The organism is Spirillospora sp. NPDC048911 (assembly GCF_043198015.1).
GTDB lineage: Bacteria > Actinomycetota > Actinomycetes > Streptosporangiales > Streptosporangiaceae > Spirillospora.
On record NZ_JBICUD010000001.1, the window covers coordinates 1 to 18,772 of the forward strand.

Consider the following 18,772-nt stretch of genomic DNA (forward strand, 5'->3'; position numbering starts at 1 on the left):
GCTCGGCCAGACATCACCGATCAACTACGAGAAAACCGCAGGTAGCCTGGCAACCGCCGTCTGAAACCGGTGTCCACATTCAGGGGTAAGCCCCCGGCTAGCCTCCATATAGGCAGTCAGCACGTTGGACAGGTGAGGGGTGAGGACGGCCGTCCGGACCCCGGCGCGGCTCTTGGGCTCCTTGAGGTACCACTCCTTGGTCTCGTGGTGCTTGCGGACTTGACGGTCACGGGTGATGTCGTCGGCGCCGATTTGATCGACACACAGCTCCAAGCCTTCCGACAGTCGGCCGCCGGTCTCGGCAAGCACGGTGAAGACCGCCTTCAGCGTCGGGTCAGCGCTCAGCGCCTTCTCCGCCGCCGCGAACTCAGCCTTGGTCAATGACTTCGGCTTACGCGGCGGAGGTGTCGGCAGGATGACCCCGACCTTCGGGTCTTTCCGAACGATCACGTCCTTGTTGATGGCGTCGCGCAGGATGGCGCACACGCGCTGGAAGTACGGCTTGGGCTGGTTGCCCTGGGCCACGATGGCGTTGACGAACTCCTGGAGCGCCTCGGGCGTGAGCGCTGACAGCGGCTTGTCCCCGATCAGCTTGTTGATCGTCTTGAGTTGAGACTCGTAGATCTGCCGACTGCTGTCCTGATCGATGTCGTGCTTGGAGGCCAGCCACTATGCCGCTTGGTCCTTGAAGAGGATCGCTCCCTTCTTGCGGTCCACGTACGTGCCTTCACGGCGGCTGGTTAAGAATAAAGTCCGGAGGGGCACCGCGTGTAAACGGTCCGAACCATCAGCCGGCCTCGGGAGGCCGTGTAAACACCTGGCTTGTGGACTCCATACAAACAATCGACGCGAAACTGGCCGCAGCTCGGTCCAGCCGGGGTCGTGAGCTGGGTGCCAGACCCTACAAACCCCGGTAGGCGGCCCACGTCTTAGCGGTGGCCGCTAGTTCGACCCAGGCGGGTCGGGGCTCTCGCTGTACGGCTTGTTCCCACAGCCGAAGGTGGAGCCTGGCGAAGGTGTCGATCCCTTCGGCGGGTGCGGTCTTCCACGCGGGGAGCTGAGCCCCCCATTGTTCAGCGTCGGCGGGGTGGTGGCCAGCAGCGATCAGGCGGACCGTGAGGAACGCCAGATCCACCCAGGCGGCGCCTTTGCAGCTCCAGGCCCAATCGACCAGATAGGCCCGCTCTTGGGTGATGAGGACGTTCGCCTTGTTGAAGTCGGTGTGCAGCAGCGCATCACCGGCCAACAGCCCGGCGTCTCCTAGCTGGGACCAACGACGCTCGAACGGCAACGTCGTGACCGCAGGTCGCGGGGTCTGCTGAAGGTGCCCGATCAGCTCAGCGAGCTTCGGCAGGTCCTCAGAGCCAGGGCCGTAGTCGATGGGTCGGGCGTCCAGGTGCTCGAACCCCAGCAGCCGCCATCCCCCGGCCTCCACATCGAACAGAAGCCGGGGGGCGAGCGCAGCCACATGCGGGTTGACCGCAGCCTCGTTGCGTAGGCTTCTGCGCGCCCGCTCATCAGCCGTCCCCTTGACGAACACCCGACCCCGCGCCGTGTGCAGAGTCGAAGTGATCTGGGAATTGATCCCAGCATCCGAGGGGTCTTCCCGATCCACCTTGCCCGCGTGAGCCTCTACGGCGGTACGCAGTTCAGCGGGAAGCTTGAGCCAAGGGGTACGGGGCAACGTCAGTCCCTAGGGTGAGTCGGTGCATCCGGCGTGGCATTGCGAGCAATCGCCAACCACGGGCCACAGCTCGTCATCGACCGGCAGGCCGAGATCCCGCATGGCTGCGAGGGTAGTGGCGACCGCAGGCGCGTGGACCTCCAACGCGCCGCTCTCGGGCACGTGGTGGACGTACCGGCCCGCGACCCGATCGCAGAACTCGATGTACTCGCGGGTGTGCAGGATGAACATGTGCCATCCCATGTCGACCGTCCGCGATGGGGCCAGCTTGGCGCCCTCGTTGTTGGCGCAGGCGAACAGGAACCCCAGCGTCTGAACCATGACGCGGTCGGCCAGAGCCGAACTCAGCAGGTTCTCTCTCGCGAGACCATCAACGAGCCGACCGAACGCCTCCGAGTCGATCAGGTCACGGGGATCAGTGACAGTCGGGGTCACGTGAACGGGCATCGGCTTCCTCCTAAGAAGCCTCAGGACGCGGCCGGTTACCGCGTCTGAACCTCCGGACGGGCGGGTTGCGGTGTCGTTGAAAACGAAGTGACACCACCCGCCCGGAGGAATCTCTACGGCGGGGAATGCTCCGGCGCGTCAACGCACTTGGGGCAGCCCGCTATCACATGCTCGGCAGCGTCCAGCAGCCGCTCCAGCACGTCATCTGGAAGCCCCTTGGGGTGTCCTCCAGGTCGGCAAGGTTGTGGTCGGCGTAGGCGTGGATCAGCTCAACCGTGCCTTTGAGCATCCCGTGCCGTAGCAGGGCCTCCTCGTAGGCCGCCTTCGCCACGTTCAACGCAAGCCGCAACACGATCCGTTGAAGCTGCTCAGGCGTCGCGCCATCCATCTCACAGGCTCCCCGCGATGAAGCCCAGAACCGCACCAACAGCCAGGCATAGGGCGCCGTATGTGAGGATCCCCGCCGCGATCTCAGCCAGGTTGCCAGGAACCCAGCTCATGCTTGCCGCCCGTAGAACGTGTGGCCCTCCAAGTTCAGCGAAAGCGGCTGGTCCGCCTGGCGCGTCTCGGTCATCTTCCGCTCTAGCTCCGTCTCATCGGCTCCACGGACAGTGCAACCCCCGCTGCCGAACCAGACTGGGTAGACGATGAAGCACTTCTCGTAGATCGACCACAAGACCATCCACGTCCCCCGATGCTTTTGCCGGAGGACCTCCGCCCGCTGCTGCGGCGTTAGGGAAGGAGTTTCGCTGTTGTGGTGCCGGTCGAAGCTCATGACCTGGACGCTACGGACCTGTTGGAAGCCACCTCAACGAGGTTGCCCAACATTGCCCCCAACTAGGCGAGGGCAGCCAGGGCGTTGGCAATAAGAGCGCGGGCAGCCTGGCCGAAGACAGCGGCGTTCGCCAGACCAGTGAACTCCCGCACGTACGCTTCGACCTCGCTCGGTTGCGTGAGCTTCAGGTAGCCGGAGATGAGTTCCACTGACACCTGTTCATTGCCGAAGACGACGAAGCCTTCAGCAGGTCTCGCCTGTAGACGGTCGGCATCCATCGGGATGATCCCGAGTGACACCGCTGGAAGCTTCATCACTTCGAGAAGGTGGCCGAGTTGCTCAGCGTGAGCGGCCGGTCCGGTGAGGCGGTAGCGGAGCACGGCCTCTTCGAGGATGAAGACGAAGCGTCGGTTGCCCTCTCTCAGGACCCGCTGACGATCCATCCTCTCCGCAACGGCAGCGGCTACATCGTCGATGTGGACCCCTTGCCGCAGACGCACTTGTTGCAGCGTCGTGGTCGTGAACGCTGCGGTCTGTATCAGCCCTGGGAACGTTCGCGACTGGTAGGCGCGAATGAAGGAGGCCCGCTCGTAGATTGGCCTGACCGATTGCTGAGCCTGCTTGAGTCCGGCGCGGTTGAGTCGTTGATAGGTGACCCACATTCCGGCGACTGAGCGCTGTTCGGAAAGCAGTTCTTCGGTGCGCTGCTCAGAGACACCGCAGATGTTGCACCAAGTTCTGACGTCCTCGGCTGAGGCTGGCCGTGTACCGTGCTCGATCTTGCTTACCTTGGAGTTCCCATGCCAGCCCGCCCGTTGGGCAAGCTCCTTGGCGCTCAAACCCGCACTGTGGCGGATCTCCCGAAGTTGGTCGGCCAGCGCTTGTCGGGCCTGCTGAGCGCTGGAGGAAGAAGAGGACGGCACCGGTTCGCGAATCAATCGAGCGGGTAGTCCTCATGGTCGGTGGCGAGATCCCACGCGACCGTGAAAGCTGAGGAACAAAGCGAAGCAACCTCTGGGGCCTCGCTGAACTGATGGCCTACAACGTTTCCATTTCCATCGAAGACGGAGAAGCGAACGAGTCTGCCGTCAAAGACCCAGAACGGGTTTCCGGGAAGCGCCAGCGTAGAAGCGAGTGAACGAGAGAGCCAGCGAACGGATTCGCCTATGGCGATGTTGTGTTCCGCTGTGATGCTGTGCTCCCACCGCACATACTCATTCACGGGCTCGGAGACGATCCGTACTCGGCGAACCTGCACACCTCGCGCCACCGCGTCCTGTACGGCTCTCTGGAACGCGCTGCCTACCGGCACTTCCGGCTGAGGACGCCCTTCCTTATCTAGTGCCATGCCGGACTCCCAGCGAGTTGGTTGCCTGATGTTGTCCCCTGGCAGCCTCCGGCAGCGCCTTCGCGAGTGTCAAGGGCTCTGGTCTTCCCCTCAAGGAAACAAGGGTGCAGCCCCGGTCGAGTCCCCCAGCCACGCGGGGGCTCCGCTGTGTCTGGGGCGTGTTCCTGTGGTCCCATGATCCCCACTCAATCCCCACGGAGGGGGCTTACTGGGACTCCAACAGACCGGAACCGACCGAAGAAGGATCATGGCCCACGGGCGGCAAACCGGCTCTTCACCTGCCAAGTCTCCCGCTGACCAGCCGATCCGTAACAGAACGGGAGGGGACCGGAATGCCCCTCATTAATCCGTAGGTTGTGGGTTCGAGTCCCACGCGACCCACCTACTCTGACCTGGGCATACGCGAGAGTGTTGCGTATGCCCACTGTGGTGTTCAGTGTTGTTTCGTTGGACCGGGTGGGGAGAGCTGACCTGGTGGGCGGCCGGTTGACTGGCTGCCGTGTGCGGCAAAGCTTGGGGCGGTCGGTCCGGTTCGAACTCTTCGTACTCCAGTGGCTGGGTCTGATCACCGCGGCTCGGGTGGGGGTTATTGGAGGAGGTCGGCGATGGTTTGAATGCCGGTCTCGATGGTGTGTTCGGTGAGGTTGCCGAAGCCCAGGACTAGCTGGGGCGGGGTGGTGGTTCGGTCGGCGCGGTAGGGGCTCATGCCGTAGAGGCCGACGGAGCGAGAATGGGCGGCGGTGACGACGGTTTGCTCATCGGTAGAGGCGGGCAGATGGGCGACGGCGTGAAAGCCGGCGGCTAGGCCGGTGAGGGTTACGGCGAGGGCGTGGCGGGCCAGGGCGTCGGTGAGGGCGCCTCGGCGGGGCGGCGTAGGTGGTTCGTGTCCGGCGCAGGTGACGGTCGTAGCGTCCGGAACGCAGGAGAGCGGCGAGGGCGAGCTGGTCCAGGACGGGTGAGCCTCGGTCGGAGATGCTCTTCTGGCGGGCGACCCGTTCGGTGAACGGCGGCGGAGCGAGGACCCAGCCGAGCCGGATCGCGGGGGCCAGTGACTTGGAGACGGTGCCGAGGACGGCGACATGTTGCGGGGCCAGGCCCTGCAGGGAACCGACGGGTTCGCGGTCGTAGCGGAACTCGGCGTCGTAGTCGTCCTCGATGATCAGGGCGTCGCGGGCCGCCGCCCAGGTGGTGAGGGCGCGGCGGCGTTCGGGGGTGAGCACGACGCCGGTGGGCCGCTGGTGGGCGGGGGTGACCAGGACGGCGCGGACGTCTGCGGCGGCGAGGGCGGCGACGTCCAGGCCACGGTCGTCGACGGGGACCGGAACCGGTCGCAGACCCGCGCCGGTAATGGCGGCGCGGGTCTTGTCGTCGCCGTAGCCGGGGTCCTCGACGGCGATGGCGTGGTGCCCGGCGTGGGCGAGAGTGCGCAGGAGCAGGTCGAGGCCCTGGACGAAACCGCCGCAGATGACCAGGTGTTCGGGTTCCGCGGCGGCGGCGCGGACGCGGCGCAGGTAAGCGGCGAGGACCTCGCGGAGCCGGTCGCTGCCGCGGGGTCGCCGTAGTCGAGGTCGGCGGTCGGGACGGTGCGGATGACCTCGCGTTGGGCCCAGAGCCAGTCATCGCGGGGGAAGGCGGCCAGGTCGGGGGACGCCGGAGCGGAAGTCGACGGCGAGCCGGGGCGTGGGGGCCGGGGTGATGGACTCACAGACGGCGGCGACGCGGGTGGCGGATCCGATGCGGGCAGTGAGGTATCCCTCGGCCAGCAGCTGGCCGTAGCAGTCCTGCACCAGCCCGCGGGAGACGCCGAGCTGACGGGCGAGTTCGCGGGAGGAGGGCAGCCGTTCGCCCGGGGCCAGCCGGCCGCTGCGGATGGCGTCACGCAGACCGCATTCGAGCTGGACACGAAGCGGATCGGGGTCGTCCCGGTCGAGGGCGATCAGCAGCCGCGGGCTCCAACCGGCCCACTCGATCGACATGAAATTGGACCTTAGCGCAGCCCGCCTGGACTCCTACGGTCGGCGGTATGAGCGAAACGGTGGCGGCACGGCCACGGCTGATCAGCAGGTGTCTCGCGCTGGTGTTCGTGTGCAATTTCGGGGCGATGACCGGGTTCTACCTGCTGTTGTCGGTGGTGCCGCTGTACGCGGCGTCAGCGGGGGTCGGCGAGGCGGGGGCGGGCGTGGCGACCGCGGCGCTGATGGCGGCGACGGTCGCGGCCGAGCTGGTCACGCCGGGACTGGCGTCCCGACTGGGGTACAGGCGGGTGCTGGCGGGCGGTCTGGTACTGCTGGGGGCACCGTCCCTGATGCTGGTCGTCCCAGGATCGGGGGACCTGGCGGTGGTCACGGCGGTGTCGTTGCTGAGGGGTGCGGGCCTGGCGGTGGCGGTGGTGGTCGGGAGCGCGTTGGTGGCGGCGCTGGTCCCGCCGCAGCGGCGGGGCGAGGCGCTGGGAGTGTCGGGCCTGGTGGTGATGGGCCCGGCGGTGCTGGGGCTGCCGCTGGGCGTGTGGCTCGCGGAGCAGGCCGGGTATCCGGTGGTGTTCGTGCTGGCGGCCGTGGTGACATTGGCCGGGCTGGCGGTGGTCCCGGCGCTGCCCGACCGGATCGGCTCGGACGGACGTGAGGCGCCGCTGGGAATCGTGGCGGCCCTTCGTGACGGGCGGCTGGCGCGTCCGGCGCTGGTTTTCGCCGTGCCGGCGGCGGCGGCCGGGGTGGTGGTGACGTTCCTGCCGTCGGCCGTGACACACCGATCGCTGGCCGCGGTCGGGCTGTTCGTCCAGGCGGGCACGGCGACGGCAGCGCGCGTGTGGGCAGGCCGGGTCGGTGACCGGCGCGGCAGTGCCCGGCTGCTGGCGCCGGGCGTGTTGCTGGCGGCGGCGGGGCTGGCCGGCCCGGTGTGGGACGGCAGCCCGGTGACGGTCGTGGCGGGGATGGCGGTGTTCGGCGCGGGCTGGGGAATCGCGCAGAACGCGAGCCTGTCGCTGATGTACGAGCGGGTCCCGGTCTCGGCGTACGGGACGGTGAGCGCGGTGTGGAACCTGGCCTACGACGGTGGGATGGGTCTGGGCGCCGTCGGATTCGGGGTGATGGCGGCATCGGCGGGATATCCGCCGGCGTTCGCCGTCACCGCGATGGCGATGCCACTGATCCTGCTGCTGGTCCTGGCCGACCGGCGGGGCTCCCGCCATCGCTAGACCGCGTGCTCGCCGAGGCTGTGTGCGACGGCGGAGTGGAGCCAGGATGATCCTGGCTCCACTGCGGGTCACTGGAACTGTGCGAAGAACCTCCAGATTTCTCCCTTGGTCCAGGTGGCGATGCCGCTCTCGTTGGGGGAGCCGTCGACCGGGGCGGGGATGTGGCCTCCGTCGAACGCGGCCCATTGGACTGGGTAGCGGCAGCCTGAATAGGTCGTGGTGATGTGCGTCCGGCTGCCTGAGGCGGGCTCGCGCGGGCTTTGGGGGGTGCAGTTGTTGTTGGCGACGAACTTGTCGCGCAGGGACCGTCCTTGCGCGATGTTGAGTACGGAGTCGCTGACGCCGTGGATCCCGAAGTAGGCGATGGGTTGGGTACCGCCGCTGCATCCGCTGATCTGGGCGCCGGAGAGGACCGCGACGGCTCTGAAGGCGTTCGCTCGGGAGCATGCGAGTGCGTAGCTCATGCCGCCGCCCCAGCTGAAACCTGTGGCGAAGCGTTGGGTCGGGTTGACGCAGAGCCCGCTCTCGATTCGCCGGATCATGTCGTCGACGAAGGTGACGTCCTCACCGTTCGAATTGGCCCAGCCGTTGCCGAGGCCTTGGGGGGCGACGAGGATCGCGCTGTCGTTCGACTGTTCTTGTTGGCCGTAGTAGGACCAGGCGCTCCCGCTCGTGCCGCCCGAGGCGACGTCGCCGGCGGTTCCGCCCCGCCAGTGGAACGCGAAGATCAGCCGGTAGGGGTGAGTGTTGTTGTAGTTGGACGGAACCCTGAGGATGAAGCTGCGGCTTTGACCGCTGCTCTGGATCGTGTACGTACCGCTTGTGAGGGTGGGGGCGCTGCCGCATCCGCCACCGGACGACAGCTTGACCAGCTGCCATTGCTGGTTGGCGCCGCCCCAGTCGGTGTACTGGACGATGTTCGCGTTGTCGGATGTGGAGGCGCCTTGTACTTCTAGGGCCTTGCTGCTGTTGCGATTGATCAGCCGGACGTGGCCCGCGTCGGAGTCGGCCAGGCGGAACTGCTGGTTGGGCCCGGTGTGGTCGGCCCACTGCTGGATCGCGGCACCGTCGGACGTGGAGGCGCCGGCCACGTCGAGCACCTTGCCCGAATGCCGCGCCTTCAGCCGGTAGAAGCCGCCGCCGGAGTCCACGAACTGCCACTGCTGGTTGGCTCCGTCGTTGCGCGTCCATTGGCTGACCCGTGCGCCGTCGGCGGTGGATGAGCCTTGTACATCGAGGGCCTTTCCGCTGTTGCGATTGACCATGACGTACCAGGCAGTGGTGTCCACCGTCGCGGCCTCGGCCGGCGCAGGATTCACCGCGATGAGCATGCCGATCGCGAGGGCTGCCGCTACCGCGACGGTGAACCACCGGGGGTGCCTTCGCGGCGGGGCCGTCGCACTGTAGGTCTTCATCGATTCACCCCTGGCAGGTCAGGTGCGGGTCCAGCGTTGGTTGGTGCCGGTCCAGCAGGAGTAGAGCTGAATCGGGGCTCCGTTGCCGTTGCCGGCGGCGTCGAGGCAGAGGCCGGACTGGACGCCGACGATGGATCCGTCGGAGTTGAGGCGCCATTTCTGGTTGTCGCCGCCCCAGCAGCTGTAGATCTGGACTTTGGTGCCGTTGCCGGTGCCGGCGGCGTCCAGGCACTTGTTGCCGTAGACCTTGAGTTCGCTCGCGGAGGTGTAGGTCCACTGCTGATTGGTGCCGTTGTGGCAGTCCCAGAGGTTGAGCTGGGTGCCGTCGGTGGTGCCGGGTGCGTCCAGGCAGCGGCCGGAACCCACGCCCTTGATCGTTCCTGAACCGGGGTCCGGGGGTTGCGAGGTGCCGTTGAGGGCGTTGAGGACTGAGGTGTAGGCGGCCTTCTTGTTGCCGTTGCCGTCGAAGAGTAGGGGTGTTTGTTCCGAGCGCCAGGAGTCTGTGTCGCGCACGCCCCAGACGGTGATGCCTAGGCAGCGCGAGACCGCTAGGCAGTCGTTGGTCACGCTGGCGTAGGTCGTGGCCGGGGCACCTTGAATGTCCAGTTCGGTGATGGCCACGTCGACGCCTAGGGCGGTGAAGCTTTGGAGGGTGGTGCGGAAGTTGGTGTTGTACGGGCTGCCGTTGTTGAAGTGGGACTGGAAGCCCACGCAGTCGATGGGCACGCCGCGCTGCTTGAAGTCGCGGACCATGGCGTACACGGCCTGGGTCTTGGCCCAGGTCCAGTTCTCGATGTTGTAGTCGTTGTAGCAGAGCTTCGCGGACGGGTCGGCGGCGCGGGCGGTGCGGAAGGCTACCTCGATCCAGTCGTTGCCGGTGCGCTGCAGGTTGGAGTCGCGGCGGGCGCCCGAGTTGCCGTCGGCGAAGGCCTCGTTCACGACGTCCCACTGGACGATCTTGCCCTTGTAGTGGGCCATGACGCCGTTGATGTGGTTGATCATCGCCTGGCGGAGGGTGCTGCCGCTGAGGCTCTGCATCCAGCCGGGCTGCTGGGAGTGCCAGGCCAGGGTGTGGCCGCGCACCTGCTTGCCGTTCTGGACCGCCCAGTTGTAGACGCGGTCGCCGGCGGTGAAGTTGAACTGGCCCCGCTGGGGTTCGGTGGCGTCGATCTTCATTTCGTTCTCGGCGGTCACCGAGTTGAACTCGCGGTTCGCGATCGTGGTGTACGCCGTGTCGTTGAGCCTGCCCGAGGCGATGGCTGCGCCGAAGTAGCGGCCGTTCTGCGCCGCCGCGGCGCCCAGCGTGCTCGCCGCGGCATTGGCCGGGGACGGCACCGCCAGGACGATGGTCGCGCCGAGCAAGGCGAACTTGCGTATCCGGGGCATGGCGTTCTTGCGCATGTCTGTTCCTCCACGAATGAACGTGCAACAGACGCCGCGCTCCGGTATCGGGAACGCCCACACCACCAGGGCGTCGCGGACTCAGTGTGCGAGCTTTCCGAGAAGCCGTCAATGGATTTGAAATATTTCAATGCCGCCGAGGTTGAATAGGCGCTCCAGCAGCCAGGTCTCTGTTCGAAACTTTTCGATGGTTCCGGGTTCTTGACGATGTCGGACAGCCTCGTATTTACTCCCGGCCACCACCACCTCTGACCTCCCAGGAGAGGAGGTTCCATTCGGCGGTAAATGTTAGCGCTAACGTTTATCCGAAAGGAAAAGTTGATGTTGAGGATCGGTGCGGTGCTGGCATCGCTCCTGCTGTCGATGCTCCTGCCTGTGACCGACGCACAGGCCGCGACAGTGGATGTGAACAAGTGGTACGTCCTGGTCAACCGCAACAGCGGCAAGGCCCTGGACGTCTACAACCTGGCGACCAACGACGGCGCCCGCATCACCCAGTGGACCAGGAATGATCAGAACCAGCAGCAGTGGCGGTTCGCCGACTCCGGCGGTGGTTACTACCGCGTCAAGTCGCGTCACTCCGGCAAGGTGCTGGACGTCCACAACTTCTCCACCGCCAACGGCGGCCCGATCGTCCAGTGGGCCGACCTGAACGGCGCCAACCAGCAGTGGCGGTTGGCCGAAAGCGCGGATGGCCACGTGCGGCTCGTCTCGCGCCACAGCTCCAAGGCCCTCGAAGTACAGGGCGCCTCCACCACCGACAACGCGAACATCGTCCAGTACGACGACTGGGGCGGTGACAACCAGCAGTGGCGGCTCGTCGAGGTCGGCGACGCTCCTTCGACGTGCGATCTTCCGTCGGCGTATCGCTGGACGTCGACGGGCCCGCTGGCGCAGCCCAAGTCGGGGTGGGTCTCACTCAAGGACTTCACCGTCGCCCCCTACAACGGCAGGCATCTCGTCTACGCGACGACGCACGACACGGGGACGAGGTGGGGGTCGATGAACTTCGGCCTGTTCACCAACTGGTCGGAGATGGCATCGGCCAGTCAGAACACGATGTCGAATTCCACCGTCGCGCCCACGCTCTTCTACTTCGCGCCGAAGAACATCTGGGTGCTGGCCTATCAATGGGGTGGAACCGCCTTCTCCTACCGGACGTCGAGCGACCCAACCAATCCGAATGGCTGGTCATCGCAGCAGGTGCTCTTCTCCGGAAGCATCTCCGGCTCCGGAACGGGACCCATCGACCAGACACTCATCGGCGACGGCACGAACATGTACCTCTTCTTCGCCGGTGACAATGGCAAGATCTACCGGGCTGGTATGCCGATCGGGAATTTTCCCGGCAGTTTCGGCACGACGTCGACAGTCATCATGAGCGATACGACGAACAACCTGTTCGAAGCCGTTCAGGTCTACCGGCTGCAGGGCCAGAACCGCTATCTCATGCTCGTCGAGGCGATCGGCTCGCAGGGGCGCTATTTCCGCTCGTTCACGGCCACCAGCCTGAACGGTTCGTGGACACCGCAGGCCTCGACCGAGGGCAACCCCTTCGCGGGCAAGGCCAACAGCGGCGCCACTTGGACCAACGACATCAGCCACGGCGAACTGATCCGCACCAGCGCCGATCAGACCTTCACCGTCGATCCCTGCAATCTGCAGTTGCTCTACCAGGGGCGCAGCCCCAACTCCGGCGGCGATTACGGGCTCCTGCCCTACCGGCCGGGTCTGCTGACGCTGCAGCGTTGACGGGGTGAGATGAGTCCGGCTCCGGTGTGGAGCCGGCGTGGGCGGGGCTCGGTGAAAGGCCGAGCCCCGCCCACGTCACCTGTTCCACCTGCGACGCGACCGCAGCCGACACACCCGTTCACCTCCCAAAAGATCCATATATACGGAAACGGGTGGGCTAGGATCACCCCCCGAAAAGGGGGCTCCCATGAAACGAATCGTGATAGCGGCGATCTGCGCTGTGGCTGCATGTTTGACCGCTTTGACTGAACTGATTCCATCTTCATTCGGGCTGGTGGTGATGGGTGAGGATGGCCTGGACGATGGAGGTCAGGCGGCTGGGTGAGCAGCGGGCCTTCCGCGGCACGTGCCAGCTCTTGAGGTCCGGGCCCACCGGCGACACCCCTTCGGTCTTGGCCCGCTCGATCCCATCGGCACCGTTCAGCGCCGCCGCTTGGGCGATGTCTTCGGCCATCACCAGGCGATTGGATGCGGAGTACTGCTCGGCGCGGCGTGGGATCGCGGCGCGTTCACTCTGGTTCGCGTTGGGCGGCGTAGGCGCCCAGAGCGCGAATCATGATGGAGTGGTGTGTGGTGGGGAACAGGACCTGTATGGGTTTCCAGGCCTGATCGATGAGGTCGTTGGCTTCCTGGCGGCATGCGTGGATCGCGCCGCATTCCTCCAGGGTTTCTGCGATCTTGGTAGCGGTGGGAAGGTCGGCTTCGCCACCCCGGACGGCCTGCCAGATCTGTCGCATCGGCGCGGCGGGGACGAGCGCGACGGCGTGGGCGAGCGGCATGGTGACCTTTCCGGCTCTCAGATCTTCTGCCGTGTGTTTGGTGACGGCGCGCTCACCAGTGCCGGTCGGGGCGGTGACGCCGTGCAGGTCCATCAGGTCGTCGTTGATTTGGAAGGCTAGGCCTATCGCTTCGAAATAGTTGCCCACGGCCGTCTTCTGTGCCGTATCCGCCTTGGCGAGATGAGCGCCGATCTCGGCTACGGCACGTGCCACGGCTCCGGTTTTGAGGCGGTGGGTGGTGCGGATGCGTTGAAGCAGGGGTTCGGCGTTGCCGGTCGCGACGGCGGTGTCCATTGCCGCGTGGTGGCCATGGATGTCCAGTGCCTGGCCGGCGTGTGCGGCCCGCAGTCCCCTCAGGAGGTCTTTGGAGATGCGTAGCTGACGCGCGTCATCGGCGGGCAGCAGTCGTGAGAGCACTTGAGCGAGGATGAAGTAGGCCGAGTTGGCGGCATTGATGGCGGTGGCCTCACCGAACACCAGGTGAGCGGCCGGGCGACCCCGCCGCACCGGTGAACGGTCTTGGACGTCGTCCACGATCAGGGCGGCCGAATGCAGGACTTCGATGGCGCCCAGCACCGGCCGGTAACGCTCACCATCGACACCGAACAGACCGAGGGTCGCGGTGAAGATGTAGGGCCGCAGGCTCTTGCTCACTCCTCGCGTTACGTGGCGGATCGGCTGTACCAGCGCGGCATGCAGGTCCGTGGTGCCCCCGTTGGCCAGCAGTTCGGACTCGTCCTCAAGACCGGTCAGCTCGGCCAGCGAGCGCGTCTCGGGTTCGTGGGGATACAGGCGGTCGATTTCGGCGCGGGTGGAGTCATGGATGCGTGCGACGAAGCGTTCGATGTCCGCGATCCGGGCGGAGGGGAAAGCAGCCAGCAATCCCTGGCCACCTACGGGGTGGCCGGCCATGGTGCCCTCGGCATCGGCCTGAGCCTGCAGCATCCCCCCTCCGAAGATCAGCGATCGGGTCTCCTGCTGGGGAAACCATGCTCGAACTCGTAGCCTTACTTGGAGATGCGGGATTTCCACGTCCCAGACGGTGTCGTAGGTGTTCAGGGTGGCCAGCGATGTCCACGGCCGCGAACCGGTCATGATCGCATCGGCCTCCATGCGTTCTCCCTCAGGCGAGCAGAGCACCGCGGTGGGTCCGGTGACCCTGACCCCGATTCCATTGGTTGGATCGATGTCCACAATGCGGGCTGCGGCCACCTCCCAGCCGTTGTCGAGCCACAGTCCCACCCAGGTCCCCGCCGGGTCGTAGACATCGGGTGTCCGGCCCGGGTGTGGCTGGGGACCGCCGACCACGCGCTCGTACCATCCCTGGCCCTCCACCGCCGCGGTGCGTTCACCCTGGCGGACAGTCCCTGTCACCGCCAGGCGCGACACACAGCAAGCGCCTGCTCGTGCGCCGGCGGGGACGAACCCGCCGATGAGCGACGGGACGACGGCCGCCTTCTGTGGTAGGAGCCGCAACGCGAAACCGCTGTCTTCGCCGTCGGCATTGAGCAGGTAGGAGCCGTCGTCGTCCACGCGTAGGCGCCCCACACCGCCGAAGTTCAGGTTCAGATCCCGCGCGCCGATCTGGACAGGGTGACGAAGTTCTCGATCGGGCAGGGGTGGTCGGTTGTGGGCCAGCGCCTCTAGGGCGGCTTTCCGGACGCGCGAGTCCATGACCTGGTCTGCACTGAGAATCGACCGGGTCAGTTCCACGGTTGCAGAATCCAGCCACGTCTCGCCGTTGTGGAGAGCGGCGTCCGGGTCGCTGCGGTACCACGCCACTGCGTGCGAGCTCAGAAGTGTTCCATCACGTCGCTTCCCCTGATGGCGTATCAGGTAGAACACAAGCCCGAACTCTGTGTCGCCGTCGTGCAGGCGGGTGTTGAACCACCATCCCTCGGATCCGGTCCCCTGACGTGGCGGGGCATCCACGCGCAAGCCATGCGCCGCTGCGCCGGGCCACCGGTTCTTGCCCCCACGCGCCATATCCGCTCGCTCCGTATCGTCAGCCGGGCACATCGCAGAGTAAAATTCTCGCTACATTATGTAACCATGTCGCGGTGCGGAACCAGGGAAGGAATTGAATCTGTGGCATCCGAGCGCCAAGGCCGCCAGCGGGAGAGCTCCGCTCAGGCACGTTTGCGGTGGGGGCGTTTTGTCATCGCGCTCGCCGCTCCCCTTGCGATCACCGGGGCGCTGGTGGTGGCGATGAGCCAGGGCACGCTCGCCGCTTCCTTCGCGGTATCGGGCCGTGACATGAAGGTGGCGGCGACCCGGATCGAGGGCAGCGGCTATGCGACCTACCCGGCGGTGCTCTCCTCCGCCAACGGCCGCAAGCGCCTGGTCACGGTGGTCGCGATCAGGTCAGGGCGCGTTTGGGGCCTTTGCCAGTCCTCGGTGATACCCACGCCGCTCGGGCGGTTCGTCCTGCGGCTGAACACTCCGAAACAGCAGGCATCGGTCCAGGTCAGCAACCTGATGGTATCGGCTACCTCGGTCAAGGCCGATCTCGACCTTGGCAGCCTGCAACTCAACCGGGACGCGGCCACCCTGGATGCCGTCCCCGGCGCCGTCGGCAGCCCTGGCCAATACGGACTGCAAGCCGTCAGCTTCGCCGTCGAAGACGTCCAGGCGCAGTCCTGGGCCGTGGTGAGCACCTCCCTCACGGCTCAGGGAACACACCTGACCATCGGCCGTACCGAGCCAGAATGCTTCTGACCTGCCGAATCAAAGGGGGCCACGACAACATGCCGCATGCCATACCGCGTCCCTTCCACACCTGGCGCCATCGCCGTCCCTTCGGCGCGGGACTGTGCACCATCATGGCCGGAGTCGAGATCCTGCTCGTCCCCGTCATCGGCGTCGGCCTCATCTTCCACAGCGGGTTCGCCGGGCAGTTGAGCCTCCTGCTCGGCCTCGCGCTGATCGGACTGGGGACGCTGTTCTGGATAGCGCCCACCCACCGCGCTCTGACCTCGGTATTCACCATCATCGTCGCATTGGCCGCCTTCCTGACCGCCAATCTCGGCGGCTTCCTCATCGGCCACCTCCTGGCCCTGACCGGCGCCGCTGCGGGCGTTGCCTGGGTCCCTGCCACGACCGGCGACCACACCACCGAGCAAGCTCCCCAACTCGACGGCGACATCGAACGCGCCACATGAACACCACCCTCACTTTGGCTTGGCGGGGGCCGGAGCTGGGCGGCGGTGAGTGCGATGACGTCCGCGCCCGGCGGCAGCCGGGCGGCCTCCAGCAGCGCCGTCGCGCCGTCCAGGACGAACACCTCCTTGGTGACACTCGCCGACGTCAGAGACGGCGAATTCTGACCCGCACCAGCGAGGCCGTGTGGACCGCCCGGTCACCGGTCCGCAACACCCCGCACTACGTCCTGGGGGCGACCTACTACGAGGCCGACCCCCTGGAGCACCTCGGCCAGTCGCTGGCCGCTCTCCAACGACGCACCGAGGCACGTCTCGTATGGCAGCAGGCATTGCGTCTCAACCGCGTCCAGGAGCGGACCACGGACGCCGATCGGATCGAACAGCAGCTGGCCGTGCTCGATCGCGAAGAGGCCGTCGGCTGAGCGCGAGAAGGGTTCGGGGTACTGCGGGCAACAAGGAGCGGCCCTGTCGGGAATCTTGAGATTGGCCCGTGTGTCGCCAAGGGTGACTGATTGAGGTGTTTACAAGTCGACTGACGGCTCCACGTCGGCCGACGCCTCCAAGTCTGCTGCCGACTCCGCGTCGACTGCCGCCGCCTCGTCGGTCACGTTCAAGCCGAGGCGGGTCATCGGCCCTCCCCCGCCGAAATCGGGGATCGACCACAACGTCGTAGCGCTCGGCACCGTGCGGCTGGCGATGACAGCGAAGCAGACCGCGTACGTGGTCTCGCGGTTGCGCGCGAACGCGGCCACCGTGCGGACGATGGTCGACAACGAGGTGCGTTGCACGTGGCCGGGCGGCAGTAAGAACCTCGTGATGGGCCAGAACCTCTACGCGGGCACGGGCAAGAACCCGAAGTGGGAAGACGCCTGGATCGTCACCAAGTTCCTGCTGCACCCCGGCAAGGCCACGACGGCCACCTGCACGACGTACGCAAGGGTCGCCTCGCTCTACACGCAGAGATCTTCGGTGCGGATCGCGGGCGGCTCTTTGGCGTTCGCCAGCGAGTCCGTCCGCAACGCGGCGAACGGCAAGCCGCTCGGTCACGAGATGCCCTACGGCGATCTGCCGGTGGACGCAAAGCGCCGGCACGTGCGGCAGCCCGCGCTGCCGATCACCAAGGTGCCGGCCGGGTTCCGTGAGCTCAACGTCTTCGGCGACGTGGAGTACCAGGTGTGCCAGCGCGGCAGCAAGTGCAACAAGAGCGGTTCCTCGACCGCCCGGTTCACTTTGATCGTCAACCAGTGGAACGCGACGGGCAAGAAGATCTGCCAGACGAACTCGTCGACGAGCGTCACGAGGACGATCCCCTACTGGGTGCACCACACCGTAGTGCCGTTGTACAAACCGCACTTCAAGGTGTCGAAGGCACGGGGCTGCGCCCCGGTCTTCAACGCCTACGTGCGGGTGGACTGGTTGCGCGGTGAGAAGGGCGCGGTGCAGGGCACGGCGGTCGGCCTGCCCGACTGGCGGGGTTCCGCCTCGAAGCATCGATCGGCGATGAGCCACCTCTACATCGTTCCGGCGTGACCTGCCCGTGGGCGTCCTGATCGGGCGGGTCAGAGCTTGCGGGCGACGCCGCCCACGGCCCAGACGGACGCGGGGTCGACCGTCGGTTCGCCACGGTCCGGCCGCCACGCGGGAAGGTTGACGAGGCCGGGTTCGAGCAACTCGAGCCCGGCGAAGAAACGCTCGACCTCGGCCTTGGTCCGTAGATTCTTCCGGCGGCTCTTACCCTCGACGATCTGCTCGTCCTGGTAGAGGGTCGACAGCCGCTCGGTCACGTCGGGACGGAGGTCGGATATGGCGTGAGAGAGCACCAGACAGCTCCCCGGGACCATGGCCTCGCGAATCCGCTCGACCATCTGCTCCGCCACGTCGTCATCGGGGATGAGCGGCAGTGCCGAGTGCAGGATCATCCCGATCGGCCGCTCCATGTCGAGCAGGGGCAGCTTGGCGAGCTCGGCCAGCATCTCTTCGGTGTCCCGCATGTCAGCGCTGAGGAAGGCATGCTGGCCGCTGCCGCCCAGCAGCGCCCGCGCATGCGTGGCCACGACCGGATCGTTGTCGACGTAGGCGACCCGGGCCGCTGGAGCGATCTCGTGCACCGACCCTCGCGTCATGAGCCCGCACGCCACGTCCACGAACTGGTCGATGCCGGTGTCGACGAGAAAGCGCACCACCCGTCCAAGGAACTTGCGCGCCTCCTGCGCCATCATCGGCAGTTCCGGGGCCACCTCGATGGCCCGGTTCGCCGCGTCCCGGTCGACGGCGTAGTTGTCCTTGCCGCCGAGCAGGTAGTCGAGGATCCGAGCCTCGTTGGGAGTGCTCGGATCAAAACCTGGCAACGTCGCCACTGCGTGTACTCACCCCGCACACTGCGCATGCCCCATTTGGGAATCTACCTGTCCAAGGGCTAGCACAATTAACACTCCAGTGACCCCGAAGTCACCAAACCATGCGAGCCCGCATCGACCGCCGCCGCGTCATCGAGGGCCGAAGAGCAGGTCAGAAAGGTGATCCTCACCGGCCGCCGAGGAAAGGAAATTCCGGCGGCAGCACGCACTCCCAGGCGGCCTACCGGAACCATGGCGAGCCGTGGAAGACAAGGCATCCCCGCTTCATGACGGTCGGTGTCGGAAGCGGTTGCGACCGGTGGTCGCTGACGTCCGCGACAGGGGTCGCTGTGGGCCGCGACAGGGGGTCGCTGTGGGCCGCTGACCGGCGCGGCGACCTGTCCGACGCCTGTCAGATCGGGCGCGGATTTGGACAGGAGTGTCCGTCGAACAGGCTGACAACACCGATCTTCTTGTGAAC

At 66.3% G+C, this 18,772-nt stretch carries 20 protein-coding genes; 6 read left to right on the forward strand and 14 right to left on the reverse strand.

Annotated elements, in window-relative coordinates; all coding sequences use genetic code 11:
- Nucleotides 1-24: 24 nt before the first annotated feature.
- The 9 genes from ACGFNU_RS00005 to ACGFNU_RS00045 all read right to left on the reverse strand — a co-directional run bounded on the left by ACGFNU_RS00005 (nucleotide 25) and on the right by ACGFNU_RS00045 (nucleotide 6,230).
- Complete coding sequence (locus ACGFNU_RS00005; RefSeq protein ID WP_392588984.1) at nucleotides 25-525, reverse strand: hypothetical protein; 501 nt, start codon at nucleotides 523-525, stop codon at nucleotides 25-27.
- 376 nt (nucleotides 526-901) lie between these two features.
- Entirely contained in the window at nucleotides 902-1,540 is a 639-nt protein-coding gene (locus tag ACGFNU_RS00010) for a hypothetical protein (RefSeq protein WP_392588985.1), read from the reverse strand.
- A gap of 153 nt (nucleotides 1,541-1,693) precedes the next feature.
- On the reverse strand, nucleotides 1,694-2,131 hold the full coding sequence (locus ACGFNU_RS00015; RefSeq protein ID WP_392588986.1) for a glycine-rich domain-containing protein: 438 nt from the start codon (nucleotides 2,129-2,131) through the stop codon (nucleotides 1,694-1,696).
- A 163-nt stretch (nucleotides 2,132-2,294) separates the two neighbouring features.
- Nucleotides 2,295-2,519, reverse strand: coding sequence for a hypothetical protein (locus tag ACGFNU_RS00020; protein WP_392588987.1), 225 nt, complete (start codon nucleotides 2,517-2,519; stop codon nucleotides 2,295-2,297).
- A 108-nt stretch (nucleotides 2,520-2,627) separates the two neighbouring features.
- Nucleotides 2,628-2,906, reverse strand: coding sequence for a hypothetical protein (locus ACGFNU_RS00025; RefSeq protein WP_392588988.1), 279 nt, complete (start codon nucleotides 2,904-2,906; stop codon nucleotides 2,628-2,630).
- A gap of 62 nt (nucleotides 2,907-2,968) precedes the next feature.
- Nucleotides 2,969-3,829: a helix-turn-helix domain-containing protein gene (locus tag ACGFNU_RS00030; RefSeq protein ID WP_392590954.1), complete on the reverse strand. Its 861-nt coding sequence runs from the start codon at nucleotides 3,827-3,829 to the stop codon at nucleotides 2,969-2,971.
- Between the two features lie 11 nt (nucleotides 3,830-3,840).
- A complete protein-coding gene (locus ACGFNU_RS00035) occupies nucleotides 3,841-4,254 on the reverse strand; it encodes a DUF6879 family protein (protein ID WP_392588989.1) in 414 nt (137 codons plus the stop codon).
- Between the two features lie 755 nt (nucleotides 4,255-5,009).
- A complete protein-coding gene (locus ACGFNU_RS00040; RefSeq protein ID WP_392590956.1) occupies nucleotides 5,010-5,870 on the reverse strand; it encodes a PLP-dependent aminotransferase family protein in 861 nt (286 codons plus the stop codon).
- Nucleotides 5,871-6,230: a GntR family transcriptional regulator gene (locus ACGFNU_RS00045; protein ID WP_392588990.1), complete on the reverse strand. Its 360-nt coding sequence runs from the start codon at nucleotides 6,228-6,230 to the stop codon at nucleotides 5,871-5,873. It abuts the gene before it with no gap.
- Nucleotides 6,231-6,277: 47 nt separating this feature from the next.
- Here ACGFNU_RS00045 and ACGFNU_RS00050 point away from each other — a divergent pair, with 47 nt between their 5' ends.
- On the forward strand, nucleotides 6,278-7,447 hold the full coding sequence (locus ACGFNU_RS00050) for an MFS transporter (protein ID WP_392588991.1): 1,170 nt from the start codon (nucleotides 6,278-6,280) through the stop codon (nucleotides 7,445-7,447).
- A 68-nt stretch (nucleotides 7,448-7,515) separates the two neighbouring features.
- Here ACGFNU_RS00050 and ACGFNU_RS00055 read toward each other — a convergent pair whose 3' ends face one another.
- Both ACGFNU_RS00055 and ACGFNU_RS00060 read right to left on the reverse strand, forming a co-directional pair.
- Nucleotides 7,516-8,862, reverse strand: coding sequence for an RICIN domain-containing protein (locus ACGFNU_RS00055; RefSeq protein WP_392588992.1), 1,347 nt, complete (start codon nucleotides 8,860-8,862; stop codon nucleotides 7,516-7,518).
- Between the two features lie 18 nt (nucleotides 8,863-8,880).
- Entirely contained in the window at nucleotides 8,881-10,263 is a 1,383-nt protein-coding gene (locus ACGFNU_RS00060) for an endo-1,4-beta-xylanase (RefSeq protein WP_392588993.1), read from the reverse strand.
- A 339-nt stretch (nucleotides 10,264-10,602) separates the two neighbouring features.
- On the opposite strand from ACGFNU_RS00060, the gene ACGFNU_RS00065 reads away from it, so the two are divergent.
- A complete protein-coding gene (locus ACGFNU_RS00065; RefSeq protein WP_392588994.1) occupies nucleotides 10,603-12,015 on the forward strand; it encodes a non-reducing end alpha-L-arabinofuranosidase family hydrolase in 1,413 nt (470 codons plus the stop codon).
- Nucleotides 12,016-12,277: 262 nt separating this feature from the next.
- On the opposite strand, the gene ACGFNU_RS00070 is transcribed toward ACGFNU_RS00065, so the two are convergent.
- Nucleotides 12,278-12,472, reverse strand: a complete 195-nt coding sequence (locus ACGFNU_RS00070; protein WP_392588995.1) for a hypothetical protein — start codon at nucleotides 12,470-12,472, stop codon at nucleotides 12,278-12,280.
- 52 nt (nucleotides 12,473-12,524) lie between these two features.
- On the reverse strand, nucleotides 12,525-14,780 hold the full coding sequence (locus ACGFNU_RS00075) for a polyprenyl synthetase family protein (RefSeq protein ID WP_392588996.1): 2,256 nt from the start codon (nucleotides 14,778-14,780) through the stop codon (nucleotides 12,525-12,527).
- 102 nt (nucleotides 14,781-14,882) lie between these two features.
- Here ACGFNU_RS00075 and ACGFNU_RS00080 point away from each other — a divergent pair, with 102 nt between their 5' ends.
- The 4 genes from ACGFNU_RS00080 (at nucleotide 14,883) to ACGFNU_RS00095 (ending at nucleotide 17,485) form a co-directional block, all read left to right on the forward strand.
- The gene (locus ACGFNU_RS00080; RefSeq protein WP_392588997.1) at nucleotides 14,883-15,512 is read left to right on the forward strand and encodes a DUF6230 family protein; all 630 of its coding nucleotides are present in this window, start codon (nucleotides 14,883-14,885) and stop codon (nucleotides 15,510-15,512) included.
- A 29-nt stretch (nucleotides 15,513-15,541) separates the two neighbouring features.
- On the forward strand, nucleotides 15,542-15,955 hold the full coding sequence (locus ACGFNU_RS00085) for a DUF6114 domain-containing protein (RefSeq protein WP_392588998.1): 414 nt from the start codon (nucleotides 15,542-15,544) through the stop codon (nucleotides 15,953-15,955).
- A complete protein-coding gene (locus tag ACGFNU_RS00090) occupies nucleotides 15,952-16,377 on the forward strand; it encodes a hypothetical protein (RefSeq protein ID WP_392588999.1) in 426 nt (141 codons plus the stop codon). Before ACGFNU_RS00085 ends, ACGFNU_RS00090 begins: the two co-directional genes overlap by 4 nt.
- Nucleotides 16,378-16,651: 274 nt before the next feature.
- Nucleotides 16,652-17,485, forward strand: a complete 834-nt coding sequence (locus ACGFNU_RS00095) for a hypothetical protein (RefSeq protein ID WP_392589000.1) — start codon at nucleotides 16,652-16,654, stop codon at nucleotides 17,483-17,485.
- A 29-nt stretch (nucleotides 17,486-17,514) separates the two neighbouring features.
- On the opposite strand, the gene ACGFNU_RS00100 is transcribed toward ACGFNU_RS00095, so the two are convergent.
- On the reverse strand, nucleotides 17,515-18,312 hold the full coding sequence (locus ACGFNU_RS00100; RefSeq protein WP_392589001.1) for an SAM-dependent methyltransferase: 798 nt from the start codon (nucleotides 18,310-18,312) through the stop codon (nucleotides 17,515-17,517).
- Nucleotides 18,313-18,772 lie beyond the last annotated feature (460 nt).

What these genes read in the sequence shown, in the direction of transcription:
- ACGFNU_RS00015 (WP_392588986.1), bottom strand. Translation starts at nt 2,131, where the DNA reads ATGCCCGTTCACGTGACCCCGACTGTCACTGATCCCCGTGACCTGATC.
- ACGFNU_RS00020 (WP_392588987.1), bottom strand. Translation starts at nt 2,519, where the DNA reads ATGGATGGCGCGACGCCTGAGCAGCTTCAACGGATCGTGTTGCGGCTT.
- ACGFNU_RS00025 (WP_392588988.1), bottom strand. Translation starts at nt 2,906, where the DNA reads ATGAGCTTCGACCGGCACCACAACAGCGAAACTCCTTCCCTAACGCCG.
- ACGFNU_RS00035 (WP_392588989.1), bottom strand. Translation starts at nt 4,254, where the DNA reads ATGGCACTAGATAAGGAAGGGCGTCCTCAGCCGGAAGTGCCGGTAGGC.
- ACGFNU_RS00045 (WP_392588990.1), bottom strand. Translation starts at nt 6,230, where the DNA reads ATGTCGATCGAGTGGGCCGGTTGGAGCCCGCGGCTGCTGATCGCCCTC.
- ACGFNU_RS00050 (WP_392588991.1), top strand. Translation starts at nt 6,278, where the DNA reads ATGAGCGAAACGGTGGCGGCACGGCCACGGCTGATCAGCAGGTGTCTC.
- ACGFNU_RS00055 (WP_392588992.1), bottom strand. Translation starts at nt 8,862, where the DNA reads ATGAAGACCTACAGTGCGACGGCCCCGCCGCGAAGGCACCCCCGGTGG.
- ACGFNU_RS00060 (WP_392588993.1), bottom strand. Translation starts at nt 10,263, where the DNA reads ATGCGCAAGAACGCCATGCCCCGGATACGCAAGTTCGCCTTGCTCGGC.
- ACGFNU_RS00075 (WP_392588996.1), bottom strand. Translation starts at nt 14,780, where the DNA reads ATGGCGCGTGGGGGCAAGAACCGGTGGCCCGGCGCAGCGGCGCATGGC.
- ACGFNU_RS00085 (WP_392588998.1), top strand. Translation starts at nt 15,542, where the DNA reads ATGCCGCATGCCATACCGCGTCCCTTCCACACCTGGCGCCATCGCCGT.
- ACGFNU_RS00090 (WP_392588999.1), top strand. Translation starts at nt 15,952, where the DNA reads ATGAACACCACCCTCACTTTGGCTTGGCGGGGGCCGGAGCTGGGCGGC.
- ACGFNU_RS00095 (WP_392589000.1), top strand. Translation starts at nt 16,652, where the DNA reads ATGACAGCGAAGCAGACCGCGTACGTGGTCTCGCGGTTGCGCGCGAAC.